This is a genomic window from Clostridium sp., assembly GCF_017888565.1.
In the GTDB taxonomy this organism is placed as follows: Bacteria; Bacillota; Clostridia; order Clostridiales; family Clostridiaceae; genus Clostridium.
In genome coordinates this window covers 1-17,019 of record NZ_JAGHFX010000096.1, presented here as the reverse complement: position 1 = coordinate 17,019, position 17,019 = coordinate 1, and the positions used below count along the sequence as shown (strand labels likewise).

The window sequence follows — 17,019 nt, the reverse complement described above, 5'->3', positions numbered from 1 at the left end:
TCCATAACTCTTGGATCTACATCTTTAGCAACTCCTACTCTATGTTCATCTGCCCAAGCTAGGTCTCCTGATTGTTCCATGAACTTATCAGCTCCTACCTTACATACTGGACATACCTCTGGTGCTGTATCTCCTTCATGAACGTATCCACATACTGTACAAACAAATTTCTTCATAATTTAAACTCCTCCTAAATTCCACATTATTTATATACTTAATTTATATATAAGCTTTATTTGATGTTTTTATTATATAATAATAATTATTAGTTGTAAATAGTTTTTTATAAATTATTTTTTCTTTTTTGGAATAAATATAAAAAAAAGTTATCATATCATCAACTTCAACTTAATAAAACTTATATATTACTAACTTGAATACTAACAAAAAATATAAATTAAATCTATTTTCAACCATTAAATAATAGAACCTTCTATATTAAAAATTTCAAACTTTTATATTCTACGCATAAAAAATAATAATAAGAACTAATAATCTTAAATTCTTATTATTATTTACTTTTAAATATAAGTATTAAATCTTCTATAATTTTTATTCTCTCATCATAATTTTTTCATCACTCACGCTAATTCTTTTACAACTAGCATCAATATTATTAATCTTCTAAGTAGTAACCCAAATTTGAAATAAAACTTTTAAACAAAATTTTAATTTATAGAAATATCATTTTTTTCTTTTATCTTATCTATTAATTTATAAGGAAATAATAATATATTATCTAGGTGCTTGTCCTTAATTTTCTTAGATATTAAGATTACTATCTCACCTAATATCATGGCTGCTATTCCATCTAAGATAAAATGTTGCTTTATAAATAAGGTAGATAAAATAATCAAAATACCTACTATTTGAGTGTAATAAAACCATGATTTATTCTCTTTTCTATTTGTATATCTCATAACTATATAAGTGTTTAATACATGTATAGATGGAAAACAATTAAATGGTCTATCATTTTGATAAATAATATTAACCAATTTATTAGGAAAACTATTATTCATAACTGTTGGCCTTACTATTTCTACTGGAAACAAATAATAAAAAAGGTAACAGACAGACATACCAATGTAAACTGCTAAAAGGGCCCTTATATATTTTCTACGGTCTTTTAATAAAATAAATATTAGTCCTATAAACATATAAACGTACCAATATATATAAGGAAATATAAATGCAGATATAAAAGGTATTTCTTTATCTAAAAACAAACTAAGATTTTTCCCTTTTTCTGCAATAGATCCTGAAATAATATAATTTATATTTATTAGCGGGAATAAAGCAAACCATATTAAATCTAGCCATTTTAGTTCATTTAAATTATATTTTTCTATAATTTTTTTTAATACATCCCTCATTTTTAAGCACTCCCTATTAAAAACATAAGTTATATAAAATTACTTCTTACTAACTATTTTACAATATTCAAATTATATTGTGCATTTAGATAGTAACTTTAAGAATTTTATAAGATTTTCTTTAGATATTCTTATAAAAAGTGAAGATATAATTTTTATTTACCTAATTGTGCTCATTAAAGTCACCACGAACCTACATGTATCCACTTTAAAAGTGAAGAAATGGAATTATAAAAATAGGGATGTATCAAACATCCCTTAATTTAAAATACAATATTCTCATTATGTGACATCACTATTTCATAATGAGATCATATCTTTATTATTTCTTCTAATTTTTTCATATCTATATTATCTTCCAAAATTTTAGAAAGTTCATCAAACTGCTTTAATTTATATTTATTATAGCTTATTACATCTTCAATTATCTCTTCCATATTATTTAATTCTAATAGATACTTTATAAAAGCATTTAAAAATTCTCCATTATCAAATATACCATGAAGATAGGTTCCAAAAACTGTATAGTCTTTATTTATAACACCTGCTATTTCTCCATTATTTAACTCAATGAATGGAATTGCATTTTTATTTACATTACTAATGCCATTATGAATTTCATATCCAAATACTTTTACATCCTTAATATGAGTAATTTCATTTAAAGTTACTTTTCCTTCAGATTGTTTTGTTACTTTAGTTGCATTAAAGCTAGTACATATATCTAAAAATCCAAATCCAGTCTCTGACGTTATATCTCCTTCTACTCCTAAATTATCTTCAATAATTTTACCAAGCATTTGATATCCACCACAAATTCCCCAAATCAAAGTTCCACTTTTCTTAAGTTCCATAACTTTATTGAATATTCCATTCTTCTTTATATATCTTAAATCTCCTATAGTATTTTTACTACCCGGTATTATTAAAAGATCAGGGTTTCCAATATCATTTGCACTTTCTACATATCTTAATGATACTTCATTTAATCTTCCTAATGAATTGAAATCTGTAAAGTTTGACATATAAGGAAGCCTTACCACTACAACGTCTAACTTATCACTACTTGTCTCTTTATTTTTTAGTCTTTCTGTTACACTATCTTCATCTTCTATATCTAAGTCAAAATAAGGCATAGCTCCAAGTACAGGTATTTCTATAATATCCTCTAGCTGTTTCATTGCAGGCTTAAAATATTCTACATTTCCTCTAAATTTATTTATTATTACACCTTTAACTCTCTTTCTTTCATCTTCATCTAAAAGCATTATTGTTCCTACTACTGATGCAAATACTCCTCCCCTATCAATATCAGCAACTAATATAACAGGTGAGTCACTCATCTTTGCCATAGACATATTAGCTATATCATTTTCCTTTAAATTTATTTCTGCACAACTTCCTGAACCTTCAAGAATCATTAAATCATAACTTTTAGATACATTATTAAAAGTCTCATTAACTATTTTCTTTAATTCCCTATTTAAATCTTTATACTTATATGAATCCATATTGCATTTTACTTTGCCATTCACTATAACTTGTGTTTTCATATTTCCACTTGGCTTTAAAAGAATTGGATTCATCCAAGCTTTTGGTTTTATTTCACAAGCCTCAGCTTGTACCACTTGTGCTCTTCCCATTTCGAGCCCTTCTTCTGTTACATATGAATTTAGAGAAATATTTAATGCTTTAAATGGCGCCACCTTTAAACCTTTATTTTTAAAATATCTACAAAAAGCTGTAGCAATTGTACTTTTACCTACAGAAGAAGCAGTTCCAAGCAACATAATACTTTTACTCATTAATAACACCTACTATGTCTAAAAACCCATGAGTTTCATTTGTAATTACTCCATTTTCTTCAAATTTAATTGGATACTTAAATAACGGACCATCAAATACAAATGTATGATACTCTCCATTTTCTCCACATGCATCTGAACCTGTTTTAACTATATCTTCAACCACTTTATGAGTTAATTCTTTTCCTAAAAAATCAGTTGATAATGAATCTAACCTAACATTTTTGATAACAGTCTTAAATCCAGTATCTATAAATTCATAGGTTAACTTTTCTCTATTTTCAAGCCAAAGTGGGAATATAGCTTCCATTTCTACTTCATTACATCTATCTGTACACCACGCTCTATGTGCTTCCAAATCTATATCTCCAAAAACACACGCTTCTGCACCTAGTTCATTTTTTGCTTTATCTAATGCCTTTTTAAAAGCTTCTGAATATTCTTCTCCTTCACACTTTACAAGTAAAAGAGGAATTCCAAGTGATTTTGATACCTCATTTAATAAATCATTTGGCACACCATGAAACCATGATCTTAAAACCCTTTTATCAACAGTAATAAGTAATGCAACAGGCTTATGTCCATTCTTTATCATTCTATATAAGGATAATGTACTGTCTTTTCCGCAACTATATGACATGACAAACTTTTTCTTCATTTAAATTATTCCTTTCTATTTCCATTTTTCTAAAGTTCTTACCATAAAAGTTTTTATATCTATTCCATAAACTTCTTCCAGGTCATTACTATTTAAAACTTCTTTTGTACTACCATTTCCTTTTATAATTCCATCATTCATCATTAGAACCCTGTCTCCAAAATTCTGAACTAAATTCAAATCATGTAATACAGCTACAACAACTTTATTTTTTTCTTTAGCCCAGTTTTTAAGATAATCTAATATTTCAATTTGATATCTTAAGTCTAAATGATTTGTTGGCTCATCTAAAAGTATAACTTCTGGATCTTGTGCAAAAGCTCTTGCTAAAAATACTCTTTGAAGTTGCCCTCCGGATAACTCACTTATAAGTTTATCTTTAATATCTAGTATCCCAACCATCCTTAAGCTCTCATTTATAATTAGTTCATCTTTTTTATTTAATCTTGAAAAAATACCATTAAGATGAGCATATCTTCCTAGTGCAACTGTTTCATAAATAGTATAAGGAAATTGTATATTAGAGCTTTGCGTCATTAATGCAATCTTAGTTGCAAGCTCTTTTCTTTTTAAAGTATTTATATTTTTTCCATCTAACTTAATTTCTCCATTAAAAGAAATCAAATTAGATATAGCTTTTAACAAAGTACTCTTGCCACATCCATTAGGACCAACTATACATAAGTTTTCTCCTCTATTTATGTTAAAACTAACTTGTTTTACAATATCTATTCCATTATAGCCACAACAAACATTTTTAACTTCTAGCATATTAAATCACCTACTTTGATTTTTTAAAGTATAAATAAGCAAAAAATGGAGCTCCTATTATAGCTGTTACTGCCCCTACTGGAAGTTCTGATGGCACTATTATAGTTCTTGAAATTAAATCAGTAACCACCATAAGACATCCCCCAAATACAATTGACATAGGAATAACATATGAATGCTTTGATCCAAATATCTTTCTCACTATATGAGGAGCAATTAAGTCCACAAATCCTATAGTTCCACTTATTGATACTGCTGCTCCTGTTAATACTGCCACAAATAAAAAAAGATACTTCTTAACTTTTTCAGCCTGAACACCAATAGATTTTGCTTGCTCTTCTCCAAATGTTAATACATCCATTTCTCTAGCAAATGCCATTACTCCAATTATTCCAATAAAAAAAAATGGTATTCCTGCTTTAAGATAGCTCCATCCTCTCATGGAAAATGATCCCATTTGCCACATAGTTATAGCTTCTATCTTATCAGTAAATAAAGCCGTTATAGTTGTTAATGCCGCATTAAAGAATAAAGAAAAAACCATTCCTGATAATATAATTGTACTATTTGATAATTCCTTATCTACTTTACTTGCAAATAGTAATACTATTATCATTGTTAATAAACTACTTATAAATCCCACTAGAGGTAGTGAAAAGTTTCCAAGGAAAGGGATAGATATTCCTGAAACTATTAATAGTCCTACTCCTAGAGATGCTCCTGATGATACTCCTAAAGTATAAGGTGATGCTAATGGATTTTTTAAAACCGATTGTACTACAGCTCCACTAGCCGCAAGTGCTCCTCCAACAGTAAATGCTAATAATACTCTTGGTAATCTAATACTCCAAATTATTGCAACATCTTTTGCTTCAATACCTTCTAGTAAATTTGCATTAAATACTTTATGAAGTATTATTGAAATAATATCCATAATGCTAATATTGGAACTTCCAATGGAAGTTCCAATACAAATTATTAAGATAACTAGTGGTATTGATAATATCATCAAAGTTTTACTTTTTTTATCTTTACTTATATTCATTTGGATAAACAGCCTTAGCCATTTCCTTTAAAGCCTTTATAACATTTTGAGATGGTCTTGCTGATGTATTTTTATCTATTCCATAAACTTGACCTTCTTTTATAGCTGTTATACTATCCCATCCATCACGGCTCTTTATATCATCAACAGCTTTTACTCCATCTATATCTGGCATATTTGTTAATATAACATCTGGATTAGCTGAAATTATTGCTTCTGGTGTTGGTGATATCCATGATTTTTCATTAGCAAATATATTTTCTGCCCCAATTATTTCAATCATTTCATTTAAGAAAGTATCTTGACCAAAACTACTTAACTTAGCTCCTGATCCTATTTCAAAATAAACTTTCTTTTTATCTGTTATTTTATCGCCAATAGCTTTTATAGCTTCAACTTCTTTTTTCATGTTATCAACAATTTCTTTTCCTTGCTTTTGAGTTTTAGTTACTTCAGCTATAAACTCTATATCTCCATATATTCCATCTATACTATAACTACTTGGAATATAAACAACTGGTATTCCAGCCTCTTTAACTAATTGGAATGGATCATTATCGCCTACTTTGTTATGTCCTGATGCAATAATTATATCTGGCTCTAATGATATTATAGTTTCTGCATCTGGATTTCTAAAATCTATTTTAGGTAGATCTTCACTTATTCCTTCTACATCTGCTGAATATTTATCTACTGCAACTAACTTATCTGCAAGTCCTAACTCGACTAATACTTCTGTATTAGATGGTGCAGTTGATATAATTTTTTCTACTTTCTTTGGTAGGGTAAATTCATTTCCCTCTCTGTCTGTCATAGTTTTTGTAGTTTCTGCACAACCAGCGAATAATGCTAAAGAAAATAACATTGCAAAAACTAACGAAAGAATTTTTCTTCCTTTTTTCATAATACTTTCCTCCTAATTTTTATTAGGGCTTATTTTGTAGAAATATAACTTTTTCTACAAAATAAAAAGGCATACTAAGAGTATGCCTAAAATACATATTTAATAATTTTAAATTATTGAATAATAGAAAACAGCTTGTATTATCTATTAAAAATAACTTAAAACTATAATAGTATTCCTATTATCTCACCCTCAGAAGATAACAGTCCGTCTATAGAAGGCAGGTCTCCCGGCTTTACTTCATCCTACTCTCTAACCTTCCCGCGCATTTTGCAGTGGTATTAATAGATTTCGTCCATTTCACGGTTACTGGGGTAGCTCAGGAATTTTACCTGATTCCCTATTAAGCTTGAAAAGCACCTTATATAGTTAATATAGTCTAAATTTCAAATAGAATTATATTATTAATGATATAATATGTCAATTAAAATATACTATTTTAATATATTTTTTAAAGTGCTTATGAGCTCTTCATTTTCGGCTCTAGTTCTAACTGCAATTCTATAATAATTTTTATCTAGCCCTTTATAGTTACTACAACTTCTGATAATTATATTTTCACTTAACATTTTATCCTTTAAATCTATAAATTCCATAGTTTTAAACATAATAAAATTTACTTGTGGTTTAAACACCTTTATTTTTTCTATTTTGCTGAGTTCATTAAATAGAAAATCTTTTTCCTGCTCTATATATTCTATAGTACTCTTTATATAATCGCTTTCTTCTAAAGCAACTATAGCTGCCCTTTCAGCCATAACATTAACATTCCAAGGCACAGATATATCATTTATCTTTTTCATAATATCTTGATTTTTTGACATTCCATATCCTATTCTAATTCCAGGTATAGCAAAGAATTTAGTCATCGACTTTAAAATAAAAATATTTTCATAATCATTCAATAAATCTACTGCTGAATAACTATTCCTCTCTTTAACAAAATCTAAAAATGATTCATCTATAACAACTATTGTATTAGTTTTTAAAGCCTTATTTGCAACCTTCAATATTATGTCCTTATTAGTTAAATTTCCTGTTGGATTGTTTGGATTGCAAATAAAGACCATATCTATATCTTCAGTTATGTAATTTAATATATCTTCAGCTATATTCCAATTATTATTTTCTCTTAAATAATAATATTCTATACCTCCATTAACACTAAAAACTGCTTCTTCGTATTCTCCAAATGTTGGTGCTGGAATAAGTACCTTTTTAGGAGTTAATGCCCTAACTAAATTAAATATAACTTCTGCTGCACCATTTCCTAATGTTAGATCTTTAATTTCTATATCTTCAAACTTGCTTATTGATAATTTTAAATCATAGTATGTTATATCTGGATATCTTTCAATTTTATCTATTGCTCTCATAAGCTCCATCTTAACATTTATATTTGCTCCAATAGGATTTATATTAGCCGAAAAATCTATAAGCTTTTCTTTATTTAAGTTATATCTTCTTGATAATTCATCTATGTTACCACCATGAACTACTTTACTCATTATGCCCTCCCTCCAATTAAAGATAAAATTATTGCTACTAAGTAGCTAAAAAATGATACCAAATACAAAATATTGTTAGTTTTATATACATCTAAAACTTCTATTTTCTTCATATCATCTCCTATAGTTGGCTTTTCTACTAGTTTACCAAAATAGTAATTAGCTCCACCTAATCTAAGCCCCAGAGCCCCTGCAACTGCTGCTTCTGGATGAGCACTATTAGGACTACTATGATTATTCCTATCTCTTATATAAATCTTAAAACTGTTTTTATAATTTTGTCCTAATATTAATGCTGCAATTACTATAAGCATCCCACTTAATCTGGCTGGTATATAATTAAATACATCATCTAATTTCGCTGGAAAAAATCCAAAATCCTTATACTTTTCATTTTTATATCCAAACATAGAATCCATAGTATTAACAGCTTTATATACCATTGCAAATGGCGCACCTAAAAGTCCAGCATAAAAAATTGGCGCTACTATACCATCTGACATATTTTCTGCTATAGTTTCTACTACTGCTCGTAAAATAGCTTCCTTATCTAAGTTTTTAGTATCCCTACCAACAATATAAGAAAGCTGCTTTCTTGCTCCCTCTATATCATCTTTTAATATATATGATATTACTTTTAGTCCTTCTACTTTTAAGGCTTTTGTTGAAATACAAAAATATATTATTATACCACTTATAATTATTCCTAAAATATGATTAATATTAAAACTAATTTTTATTATATAGTAATTAATAAAATAAACTATTAAAACACTAAAAATCCAAGTCAACAATCCTGCTATCTTTAAAGTATTTTTACATAGTTTTCTAAATATACCTTCTAAAAATCTACAAGTATTACCTATTAACCTTATTGGATGAATAGGGTTTTGAGGATCTCCTATTATTAAATCCAAAATATATCCTATAGTTAATTGTATCATCTTATTCCCTCTTTGATAATTTTACTTTTATCTATTTTTAACTCTTTATTTCTAAAACTTCTTTTATTTTAAAACTTTTCTCCTGAAATTCTATTTTAAGCTTATATCCTTCTCCACATTTAGGTTGCCAGCTATAAAAGTTTTTACTATCATCATAAAAACATTCTAATATAGTTCCTATTGTTCCTCCATGTGAAATTAGTAAAACTGACTCATATCCATTTGAATTTATAGCTTCTATAAAATTATTAAACTCTTTCTTAATACGTTTTTTATATTGATTTTTACTTTCACCATTTGGACATCTTACATAACCAATTTCATCCATAATCCAATTTATATAGAGCTTATTCTCTTTTAAATCCTCATAGGATTTCATTTCAAAATCTCCAAAATCATATTCAAAAAATCCTGATAATTCTTCATAAGGCTCATCTTCATAAAGAATATTAAAAGTTTCATTTGCTCTAACTGCTCCACTAGTAAAATATTTATTGCATCTTGGATATATCATTATTGATTTTAAAATCTTTAGTTCTTTAATTCCTTCCTCACTTAAACTTACATCTGTTTTACCACAATATAATCTTTTTTCATTACAAATAGTCCTACCATGCCTAAGTAAATAAACTTCAATACTACTCATCTTTGATCACCATTGGAATTCCACAAAAAACTCTATATACTTCTTTAGAATTCTTACTTAAATATTGAAGGCACTTTCCAGTATTCTCTCGCCATATTCTATCTTCTTTTTTCAATGGAACTATCCCTTCACATATATCATCACTAATAATTATTTTATCTTTAAATAAACTTTCATTTTCTAAAATATATTTTAATGGGTCTTGATTTTCTAAAGACATTTTATAGGTTAAATTGTGAAATTTATTTAATACTTTTTTTGAGAAATCTATCTCTAGATTATCTACATTATCTATTGTTATTACTTCTTCATCAGAAATATTGAACTTCTCTTTAACAAAACTTAATTTACCGCTATAAGCTCCACCAAATACAAGAATCAAAATTAAACACACCCTTTGTTATAAATTGAGAATATAAAGGCTACGATAACTTATATTCTACCACTTTACACAGTTAAATTAGGAATTAGCCTCATTAATGATATGTATTAAATTGGAGATTTTATTATAATTTAGAATTGTATTCGAAATTATATAAAAATCGAAAAGTTAATACATATGATTATGTTTAATTCACAATTTATAAAATTATTGCTAAACATATTGTTCCTATTAACTCTGAAATTACAAGACCATATCCAGCACTATCTCCTGACATCCCACCTAATTCTTTTGTACTGTTATTTACTGAAATTAATGCTGAAATTATCATTCCTAATGAAACTATAAGCCCCTTATATCCAATAAAATATATAAAGACTAAAGTTGCTATAAATAAAAATAAATATAAAATGTATATATCTGCTTTTCCTGTCCCTTTTTTAAAGTATGCACCAAGGGAACTTTCCTTCATAGATTCCTTTTTTAATAACATAAGCCCCATTAAACTTCTTGAAATAATAGGTATAATAATCAATCCAATTATGTTTTCTGTTTTATCTACTAGTGTGTAGATAGATGCAAAATCAATTATAAATAAAATTGCTAATGATATTACTGCAAAAGCTCCTGTATTAGGATCTTTTAATATTCTTACCTTTTCTTTTTGATCCCTTCTTGATAATAAAGCATCACATACATCCATATATCCGTCTAAATGCAACATTCCCGTTATGATAAATGGAGTTACCATAGTAATTGCTGCTATCAAAATTGTAGATATATTAAAAATACTAATAGCTTTATAAACAGCATAATGCATCAATCCTACAACAAGCCCCACTAATGGATAAAGCTTCATCATATGTCTTACTCCATCATCATCCCACTTCTTATAAGGCATAGGTATTACTGTAAACATGCCTAATGCCATTATAAAAGCGTTTATTAACTTCATCATATTAAATCACCTACATATTTTTTTCCCTTATGGATTATATTATTATTAAAACAACATTCTATAACAATATCTGATATCTTAGCTAAATTCATATTTACTTTTCCCATTTCTCTTCTAAACGCTTCAGTATAATCATCATAAACTATAGAATCACTAAATAAATAATCTGTTACTATAACTAAGTTTATATCTTTACTAGATAATTTTTTTATTCCATCAAATATTTTTCCACTTACATTCATTATAAATTGCTCTCCAATAAACATTTCATTTGTAACTATTGATGTAACACTATCTAATAAAAGAGTATCTCCTTTTTTTACTTTTGCTGCTACTTCTTCTATATTTCTACTTTGCTCAATTGTTTTAAAACCCCAACCTTCTCTTTCCATTAAATGATTATTAATTCTTTTTATATCTTCTTTATCGTAAGGCCTCATTGTAGCAATATAGTATAAATCACAATCTTTATCTTCTAATTTTTTCGATAGATGTTGACCAAGCATTGATTTTCCACTTTTTGATCCGCCAACTACTAATATAATCATTTTTCTATTCCAATCCTCGCTGGAATCTTTTTATCTACAAATGGATGTTTTATTGGATTAATTTCAGATACATAATCTGCAATTTCAATTAAGGTCTCATCAGGATTTCTCCCTGTCAAAACTACCTCTAAATTTTCAGGTTTATTTTTTAAAAATCCAACTACCTTGTCTAATTCAAGAACTCCATATGTTAATGATGCCATAATTTCATCCATTATTAGTAAATCATACTTTTCTTTCACAGCTTTTTGAGTTACTTTTTCAAATCTCTCTCTATGTTCTTTTATTACAGCTAATTTATCTTCATCACTTAAATACTTAAAAAACTTCTTCATTGGTTCACCAAAAAGAACATGAAAATTATCATTTAATTTCTCTATAGATTTTAATTCTCCCGATTCATTATCCTTCAAAAACTGAGTAAGTAATACCTTATATCCTCTACCAGCAGCTCTTACCCCTAATCCCATTGCCGCCGTTGTCTTTCCTTTTCCATTCCCACAATATATATGAATAAGTCCTAAATTCATTTAAATTCTCCTATCTACAATATAATTTTTTTTATCCCTAACTTTGTCTAAATAACTAGGATCTATTTCTGCTTCATTAAAAGTTGCCATATTATTCATCATAGCACATGCATATTGAACTATAGAAAAAGCTATTGGGCACCCACTTCCTTCCCCAAGCCTCATATCTAAATTAAGCATTGGCTCTAATCCTATATTATCCATTGCAATATTGTATCCAATTTCCTTTGAGCAATGAGATGATATAAGATAATTTTTAACATTTTTATTTAGTTTTATAGCTATTAATGCCGCAACTGCTGATATAAATCCATCTATTACAACTGGTATTTTATAATATGAAGCTCCTAGAAAAACCCCTACCATTCCAGCTAAATCAAATCCACCAACTTTAGCTACTACATCAATTGGATCATTAGGATTAGGCTTATTTAACTCTATCGCTTTCCTAACTACTTGCTTCTTCTTCTCAAAAGCATCATCTGTTAACCCTGCACCTTTTCCTACAACATCTTCAAATTCACAGTTTATTAAAGCTGCTAAAACCGAACTACTAGTAGTTGTATTTCCTATTCCCATTTCTCCAACACCAATTATGTCATAGCCTTTTTTCCTAGCTTCTCTAGCCATATCAATACCTATATAAATTCCTTCAATACATTCATCATAAGTCATAGCTGCTTCTTTTGCTATGTTATTAGTACCCCGTCTAATTTTTCTATTAATTGCTCCTGGTATCTCACCTTTACAATCAACACCAATATCAACTACCAATAAATCAGTCCCACTCTCTTTTGCAAGAACTGCAACACCTGTCAGTCCTTTCGAAAAATTAATAGTTTGTGCTAATGTTACATATTGAGGAGCAGATGCAATGCCTTCTTCTACAACTCCATTATCTGCTGAAAAAATTATTATGCACTTTTTTTCTATTTTATTTTTTACTTTTCCTGTTACTCCAGCTAGTTTAATAGCAATATCTTCAAGTTTACCTAAGCTCCCAAGTGGCTTTGCTAAAGAATCTACTCTTCTTATTGCTTCTTCTTTAGCTTTATAGTTTATTTCATCAATATTATTTATTACAATTTCAACTATTTCTCTATGAGTCATGCCATCTCCCCCTAGTCTACTTCTTTTTGTTATGATATATTAAAATTCATCTAAAAGTCAATAAAGCACTATTTTTATATACAAAAAAATCCACAGTTTAATATACTTAATCTGCGGATGTACTATTAATAACACAATAGTTATAAATTTTAATTATACTTTTCAAAAGTAATTTCTGAAGAATTAGGCCAAATATTATTTTTATTTACAAGCTTTATTCTTATATTTTTTACACTAACCCCATTTAACAATATTTCTATAAATTCCTTATCATTGCCTGTATATGAACCAAAAAGTATTAATCTATCAATTTCATTTTCAAAATCTATTATTTCATAAACTTCATAATACATAAGTTCTCTTCCATGTGAAGGATACTTTATTTTATTAATTGAAATATAGTCATTAAATTTATAAATAAACTCTCGCGAAAATGAATCCCCAATTTTTTTTAAATATACTTCCTTCTTATCTAAGTCTGAATCACTACAATAGCTTTTATACTTATTAACAATCGATAAAGCCTTATGTATGCTATCCTTTGATATTTTAAAGAATTCATTATAATTAAAAAAACCTTCATACAACACTGTAGTTGATAGAATTTCATCTATTTCAATACAATTCATATTAAGCCTCCTTTAATTTCAAATATCTCCCTTTTAATCCCTTATTTTAAATAATCATCTATTTATATTTTTATACTTTTTCATTTAATTTTAAAGTCCTATTTTCTTCAAAAATAGTCATAAAAAAATAGGACTATAGTCCTATTCCTAAATTTTTTTTCATATTTTATAAAAATTGATTATATAATCCATTAAATTTTCTCTATAAGATTACTTATAACTTCTTTATTTATAAATCTCCATTTACCTAATTCTATATCATTGGACATAATGTTCATTATCCTTATACGTTCTAGCTTTATAACATTATATCCAAAAGCTTTACTCATTCTTCTTATTTGCCTATTCAGTCCTTGAGTTAAAACAATACTAAATATATTCTTATCTATTCTTCTTAATTTACATGGTCTAGTAATAGTTCCTAATATCTCAACCCCATTAGACATTCCCTCAATAAAACTATCATCAAAATCTCTATCTAAGGTGACAATATATTCTTTTTCATGGTAACTATCTGAAGATAATATTTTATTTGCTAATTCACCGTCATTTGTCATTAAAATTAAACCTTGAGAGTCCTTATCTAACCTTCCAACTGGAAAAACATACTCTTTGTAATTTAAAAAATCAATTATATTATTATCTATTTCTCTTGCAGAAGTGCAAACTACTCCTGGTGGCTTGTTTAATGCTATATATATCTTTTCCTTCGGCTTCACTTTTTCACCATCTAATAATATCTCATCACTTTCCTCAACCCATTGCCCTTGCTGACATAGCTTTCCATTAACGATTATTCTTTTATCCTCAATCCATCTATTTACTTCTTTTCTTGAACAATATCCATAATTACTTAGTAATTTATTTATCCTCACTGTACAAATTATCCTTTCTATATCTGATTTTTATATTATATATTTGTTTTAATTAATAATCCATGTTTATAATTTGCGAATATAAAGGTACGCTAACTTATATTCTGCCACTTTACACAGTTAAATTAGGAATTAGCCTCATTAATGATATGTATTAAATCGGAAAGTTAATACATATCATTATGTTTAATTCGCAATTTATAACAAAATTGAATTTATATTTTTGTACTCCCGTCCAAATATATCTAACACTAATCATTTACAATTGTTGTCATAAATGAACTGTGTTAAATTCAACTTAGGATATTTCTAGGAGGGGTACTATGAAGAATAAAAAAATAATTTATTTATCAATATTCTTAGTTTTAACTGCTATAATAATTTCCTTTAACCTATTTATAAAAAACAATAATACTCTCGAAGATAAACCTTTTTCATGGGATAATGTTAGTCTTTATTTTGTAATGACTGATAGATTTTATGATGGCGATAAATCTAATAATAATTCATATGGAAGAGTTAGTGTAGATTCTAAAGGATCAACAGTTGGCACTTTTCATGGGGGAGATATTAAGGGTTTAACTAAAAAGTTAAAAGAAGGATATTTTGATGATTTAGGAATCAATGCAATTTGGCTTACATCTCCTGTAGAACAGATACATGGATTTATCTCTGGAGACTCAAATGGCTCCTTTGCTCATTAAGGTTATCATGGGTATTATGCTTTAGATTGGACTTCAATAGATAAGAATATGGGTACTATTGAAGAAATGAGAGAATTTGTTGACTTGGCTCACTCAAAAGGAATAAGAATTGTTTTAGATGTTGTAATGAATCATACTGGATTTTCTACTTTAAAAGATATGTCTGATTATGAGTTTTCACCACTTAAAAATGATACAGTAGATATTTCTAACTGGAATCCTAGTGAAAATGAAAACTTTGATACTTATAATAAAACTATAGTTGATTATTCTGGACATAAAGAAGAATGGGCAAAATGGTGGGGATATGATTGGATAAGAGCTGAACTACCTGGATATAGTCCTGGTGGTTCAAATGATATCACAATGAACCTTTCTGGATTACCAGATATAAAAACAGAATCCACAAGACCTATAGATATTCCACCTATACTTAAAACTAAATGGGAAAAAGATATTGCAGAGAAAAACGAGAAATGGATAATTCCAGCTACTGAAAAATATAGAGAAAACTTAAATATAGCTCCTTCAGAGTATATAATAAAGTGGCTATCTTCTTGGGTAGAAGAGTTTGGAATAGATGGCTTTAGATGTGATACAGCTAAACATATAGATATGTATAGATGGCAAGAATTAAAGGAAGAATCAAATAAAGCTCTAAAAACTTGGAGATAGAAAAATCCTGATAAACCTGGTGCTAAATGGACCGATGATTTTTGGATGACAGGTGAAGTTTTTGGACAAGGGCTTGATAAAAATGAATATTACAATAACGGATTTGATTCTATTATAAACTTTAAATTTCCAAAAGGAGATAGCTTAGATTCATTAGAAGAACTTTATTCTGAATATGCAGATAAATTAAACTCTGATCCTTCATTTAATGTTTTAAGTTATATATCATCTCATGATACTGGATTAACTAGAGGTAATATGATAAATTTAGGCACAAAGCTTATGTTAGCTCCTGGTGGCATAGAAATTTATTACGGGGATGAATCAAATCGTAAACCTTCGACAAATACTGTAACAACTGCTAAAGATCAACCTTCACGATCAGATATGAATTGGGATAATATAGATAAGGATGTACTATCCCACTGGCAAAAACTTGGTAAGTTTAGATCAAATCATATTTCAGTAGGTGCAGGAGAACATAGGGAAATTCAAACTTATCCTTATACTTTTACCAGAATTTATAATAAAAATAATTTTAATGATAAGGTTATTATTGCCACTGGTGTTTCTAATGAAGCAACTATAGATTTATCATCTGTATGGGAAGATTCTATATCTATAAGAGATTTTTATACTGGCAAGAAATATACAGTTAAGGATGGTAAAGTTACTGTCAAAGCTGATAGCAATGGTGTTGTATTATTAGAAGAAGTAAAGTAAAAAAATATCTCAGTCTCAGAAATCTATTTAATATAAAATTTATTCAATTTAAAGCAAACTTTATTGTCTTAAAAAAGTTAATATCTTATTTTTATAAAGGATCTCACGAAATGGTCTTACCCCCATTATGTAGACAGTCAATAAAAGGTCGTGTACAATCTACATAATGGGGTGATTTTTTATGTCAATAAAGCACAAAGCTTATAGTGCAGAATTTAAAATAAATGC

The 17,019-nt window shown here is 27.8% G+C and carries 19 protein-coding genes, 1 pseudogene and 1 riboswitch; of the genes and pseudogenes, 3 read left to right on the top strand and 17 right to left on the bottom strand.

All coding sequences use genetic code 11. The features are described 5' to 3' along the window. From J7M87_RS18710 to J7M87_RS18630, 17 genes are all read right to left on the bottom strand, one after another. The coding region (locus tag J7M87_RS18710; RefSeq protein WP_365846278.1) for a rubredoxin-like domain-containing protein at positions 1-176 on the bottom strand (176 nt) is incomplete at its 3' end. A 492-nt stretch (positions 177-668) separates the two neighbouring features. Further along, positions 669-1,376, bottom strand: a complete 708-nt coding sequence (locus J7M87_RS18705) for a phosphatase PAP2 family protein (RefSeq protein WP_291653486.1) — start codon at positions 1,374-1,376, stop codon at positions 669-671. A 311-nt stretch (positions 1,377-1,687) separates the two neighbouring features. Beyond that, the gene (locus J7M87_RS18700) at positions 1,688-3,181 is read right to left on the bottom strand and encodes a cobyric acid synthase (RefSeq protein ID WP_291653484.1); all 1,494 of its coding nucleotides are present in this window, start codon (positions 3,179-3,181) and stop codon (positions 1,688-1,690) included. Beyond that, positions 3,174-3,839 carry a diphthine--ammonia ligase gene (locus J7M87_RS18695; protein WP_291653482.1) on the bottom strand — a complete coding sequence of 222 codons (666 nt, stop codon included), beginning with the start codon at positions 3,837-3,839 and terminating at the stop codon, positions 3,174-3,176. Before J7M87_RS18695 ends, J7M87_RS18700 begins: the two co-directional genes overlap by 8 nt. Before the next feature lie 15 nt (positions 3,840-3,854). Beyond that, positions 3,855-4,610: an ABC transporter ATP-binding protein gene (locus J7M87_RS18690; protein WP_291653480.1), complete on the bottom strand. Its 756-nt coding sequence runs from the start codon at positions 4,608-4,610 to the stop codon at positions 3,855-3,857. A gap of 10 nt (positions 4,611-4,620) precedes the next feature. Then, positions 4,621-5,655: an iron ABC transporter permease gene (locus J7M87_RS18685; protein WP_291653478.1), complete on the bottom strand. Its 1,035-nt coding sequence runs from the start codon at positions 5,653-5,655 to the stop codon at positions 4,621-4,623. Then, positions 5,642-6,559 (bottom strand): ABC transporter substrate-binding protein, encoded by a 918-nt coding sequence (locus J7M87_RS18680; RefSeq protein WP_291653476.1) that lies wholly within the window; start codon positions 6,557-6,559, stop codon positions 5,642-5,644. Before J7M87_RS18680 ends, J7M87_RS18685 begins: the two co-directional genes overlap by 14 nt. Positions 6,560-6,760: 201 nt before the next feature. Beyond that, positions 6,761-6,938: riboswitch (cobalamin riboswitch) on the bottom strand. Between the two features lie 55 nt (positions 6,939-6,993). Further along, positions 6,994-8,067 carry a threonine-phosphate decarboxylase CobD gene (cobD, locus tag J7M87_RS18675; protein WP_291653474.1) on the bottom strand — a complete coding sequence of 358 codons (1,074 nt, stop codon included), beginning with the start codon at positions 8,065-8,067 and terminating at the stop codon, positions 6,994-6,996. Then, on the bottom strand, positions 8,067-9,011 hold the full coding sequence (locus J7M87_RS18670; RefSeq protein ID WP_291653472.1) for a cobalamin biosynthesis protein: 945 nt from the start codon (positions 9,009-9,011) through the stop codon (positions 8,067-8,069). The genes cobD and J7M87_RS18670 overlap by 1 nt, the downstream gene beginning before the upstream one ends. Positions 9,012-9,048: 37 nt before the next feature. Continuing rightward, positions 9,049-9,657 carry a histidine phosphatase family protein gene (locus J7M87_RS18665; RefSeq protein ID WP_291653471.1) on the bottom strand — a complete coding sequence of 203 codons (609 nt, stop codon included), beginning with the start codon at positions 9,655-9,657 and terminating at the stop codon, positions 9,049-9,051. Next, entirely contained in the window at positions 9,650-10,039 is a 390-nt protein-coding gene (locus J7M87_RS18660; RefSeq protein ID WP_291653469.1) for a bifunctional adenosylcobinamide kinase/adenosylcobinamide-phosphate guanylyltransferase, read from the bottom strand. Before J7M87_RS18660 ends, J7M87_RS18665 begins: the two co-directional genes overlap by 8 nt. Positions 10,040-10,238: 199 nt before the next feature. Next, positions 10,239-10,997 (bottom strand): adenosylcobinamide-GDP ribazoletransferase, encoded by a 759-nt coding sequence (locus J7M87_RS18655; protein ID WP_291653468.1) that lies wholly within the window; start codon positions 10,995-10,997, stop codon positions 10,239-10,241. Further along, positions 10,994-11,545, bottom strand: coding sequence for a bifunctional adenosylcobinamide kinase/adenosylcobinamide-phosphate guanylyltransferase (locus J7M87_RS18650; protein WP_291653467.1), 552 nt, complete (start codon positions 11,543-11,545; stop codon positions 10,994-10,996). Before J7M87_RS18650 ends, J7M87_RS18655 begins: the two co-directional genes overlap by 4 nt. Beyond that, complete coding sequence (locus tag J7M87_RS18645) at positions 11,542-12,075, bottom strand: cob(I)yrinic acid a,c-diamide adenosyltransferase (protein WP_291653466.1); 534 nt, start codon at positions 12,073-12,075, stop codon at positions 11,542-11,544. Before J7M87_RS18645 ends, J7M87_RS18650 begins: the two co-directional genes overlap by 4 nt. Further along, positions 12,076-13,185, bottom strand: coding sequence for a nicotinate-nucleotide--dimethylbenzimidazole phosphoribosyltransferase (cobT, locus tag J7M87_RS18640; RefSeq protein WP_291653465.1), 1,110 nt, complete (start codon positions 13,183-13,185; stop codon positions 12,076-12,078). A gap of 149 nt (positions 13,186-13,334) precedes the next feature. Further along, positions 13,335-13,814 carry a hypothetical protein gene (locus tag J7M87_RS18635; RefSeq protein ID WP_291653464.1) on the bottom strand — a complete coding sequence of 160 codons (480 nt, stop codon included), beginning with the start codon at positions 13,812-13,814 and terminating at the stop codon, positions 13,335-13,337. Between the two features lie 191 nt (positions 13,815-14,005). Then, the gene (locus tag J7M87_RS18630) at positions 14,006-14,689 is read right to left on the bottom strand and encodes a pseudouridine synthase (protein ID WP_291653462.1); all 684 of its coding nucleotides are present in this window, start codon (positions 14,687-14,689) and stop codon (positions 14,006-14,008) included. Between the two features lie 323 nt (positions 14,690-15,012). On the opposite strand from J7M87_RS18630, the gene J7M87_RS20475 reads away from it, so the two are divergent. The 3 genes and pseudogenes from J7M87_RS20475 (at position 15,013) to J7M87_RS18615 (ending at position 16,791) form a co-directional block, all read left to right on the top strand. Next, a complete protein-coding gene (locus J7M87_RS20475; RefSeq protein ID WP_365846265.1) occupies positions 15,013-15,393 on the top strand; it encodes a hypothetical protein in 381 nt (126 codons plus the stop codon). Positions 15,394-15,408: 15 nt separating this feature from the next. After that, positions 15,409-16,068, top strand: a pseudogene (locus J7M87_RS20470) (alpha-amylase family glycosyl hydrolase); the annotation flags it as partial. A 45-nt stretch (positions 16,069-16,113) separates the two neighbouring features. Beyond that, positions 16,114-16,791: a hypothetical protein gene (locus J7M87_RS18615; RefSeq protein ID WP_291653460.1), complete on the top strand. Its 678-nt coding sequence runs from the start codon at positions 16,114-16,116 to the stop codon at positions 16,789-16,791. Positions 16,792-17,019: the final 228 nt, after the last annotated feature.

Coding starts and splice junctions, on each gene's coding strand:
- J7M87_RS18705 (WP_291653486.1), bottom strand. CDS start 1,376: ATGAGGGATGTATTAAAAAAAATTATAGAAAAATATAATTTAAATGAA.
- J7M87_RS18700 (WP_291653484.1), bottom strand. CDS start 3,181: ATGAGTAAAAGTATTATGTTGCTTGGAACTGCTTCTTCTGTAGGTAAA.
- J7M87_RS18695 (WP_291653482.1), bottom strand. CDS start 3,839: ATGAAGAAAAAGTTTGTCATGTCATATAGTTGCGGAAAAGACAGTACA.
- J7M87_RS18690 (WP_291653480.1), bottom strand. CDS start 4,610: ATGCTAGAAGTTAAAAATGTTTGTTGTGGCTATAATGGAATAGATATT.
- J7M87_RS18685 (WP_291653478.1), bottom strand. CDS start 5,655: ATGAATATAAGTAAAGATAAAAAAAGTAAAACTTTGATGATATTATCA.
- J7M87_RS18680 (WP_291653476.1), bottom strand. CDS start 6,559: ATGAAAAAAGGAAGAAAAATTCTTTCGTTAGTTTTTGCAATGTTATTT.
- cobD (WP_291653474.1), bottom strand. CDS start 8,067: ATGAGTAAAGTAGTTCATGGTGGTAACATAGATGAATTATCAAGAAGA.
- J7M87_RS18670 (WP_291653472.1), bottom strand. CDS start 9,011: ATGATACAATTAACTATAGGATATATTTTGGATTTAATAATAGGAGAT.
- J7M87_RS18665 (WP_291653471.1), bottom strand. CDS start 9,657: ATGAGTAGTATTGAAGTTTATTTACTTAGGCATGGTAGGACTATTTGT.
- J7M87_RS18655 (WP_291653468.1), bottom strand. CDS start 10,997: ATGATGAAGTTAATAAACGCTTTTATAATGGCATTAGGCATGTTTACA.
- J7M87_RS18650 (WP_291653467.1), bottom strand. CDS start 11,545: ATGATTATATTAGTAGTTGGCGGATCAAAAAGTGGAAAATCAATGCTT.
- J7M87_RS18645 (WP_291653466.1), bottom strand. CDS start 12,075: ATGAATTTAGGACTTATTCATATATATTGTGGGAATGGAAAAGGAAAG.
- cobT (WP_291653465.1), bottom strand. CDS start 13,185: ATGACTCATAGAGAAATAGTTGAAATTGTAATAAATAATATTGATGAA.
- J7M87_RS18635 (WP_291653464.1), bottom strand. CDS start 13,814: ATGAATTGTATTGAAATAGATGAAATTCTATCAACTACAGTGTTGTAT.
- J7M87_RS20475 (WP_365846265.1), top strand. CDS start 15,013: ATGAAGAATAAAAAAATAATTTATTTATCAATATTCTTAGTTTTAACT.
- J7M87_RS18615 (WP_291653460.1), top strand. CDS start 16,114: ATGACAGGTGAAGTTTTTGGACAAGGGCTTGATAAAAATGAATATTAC.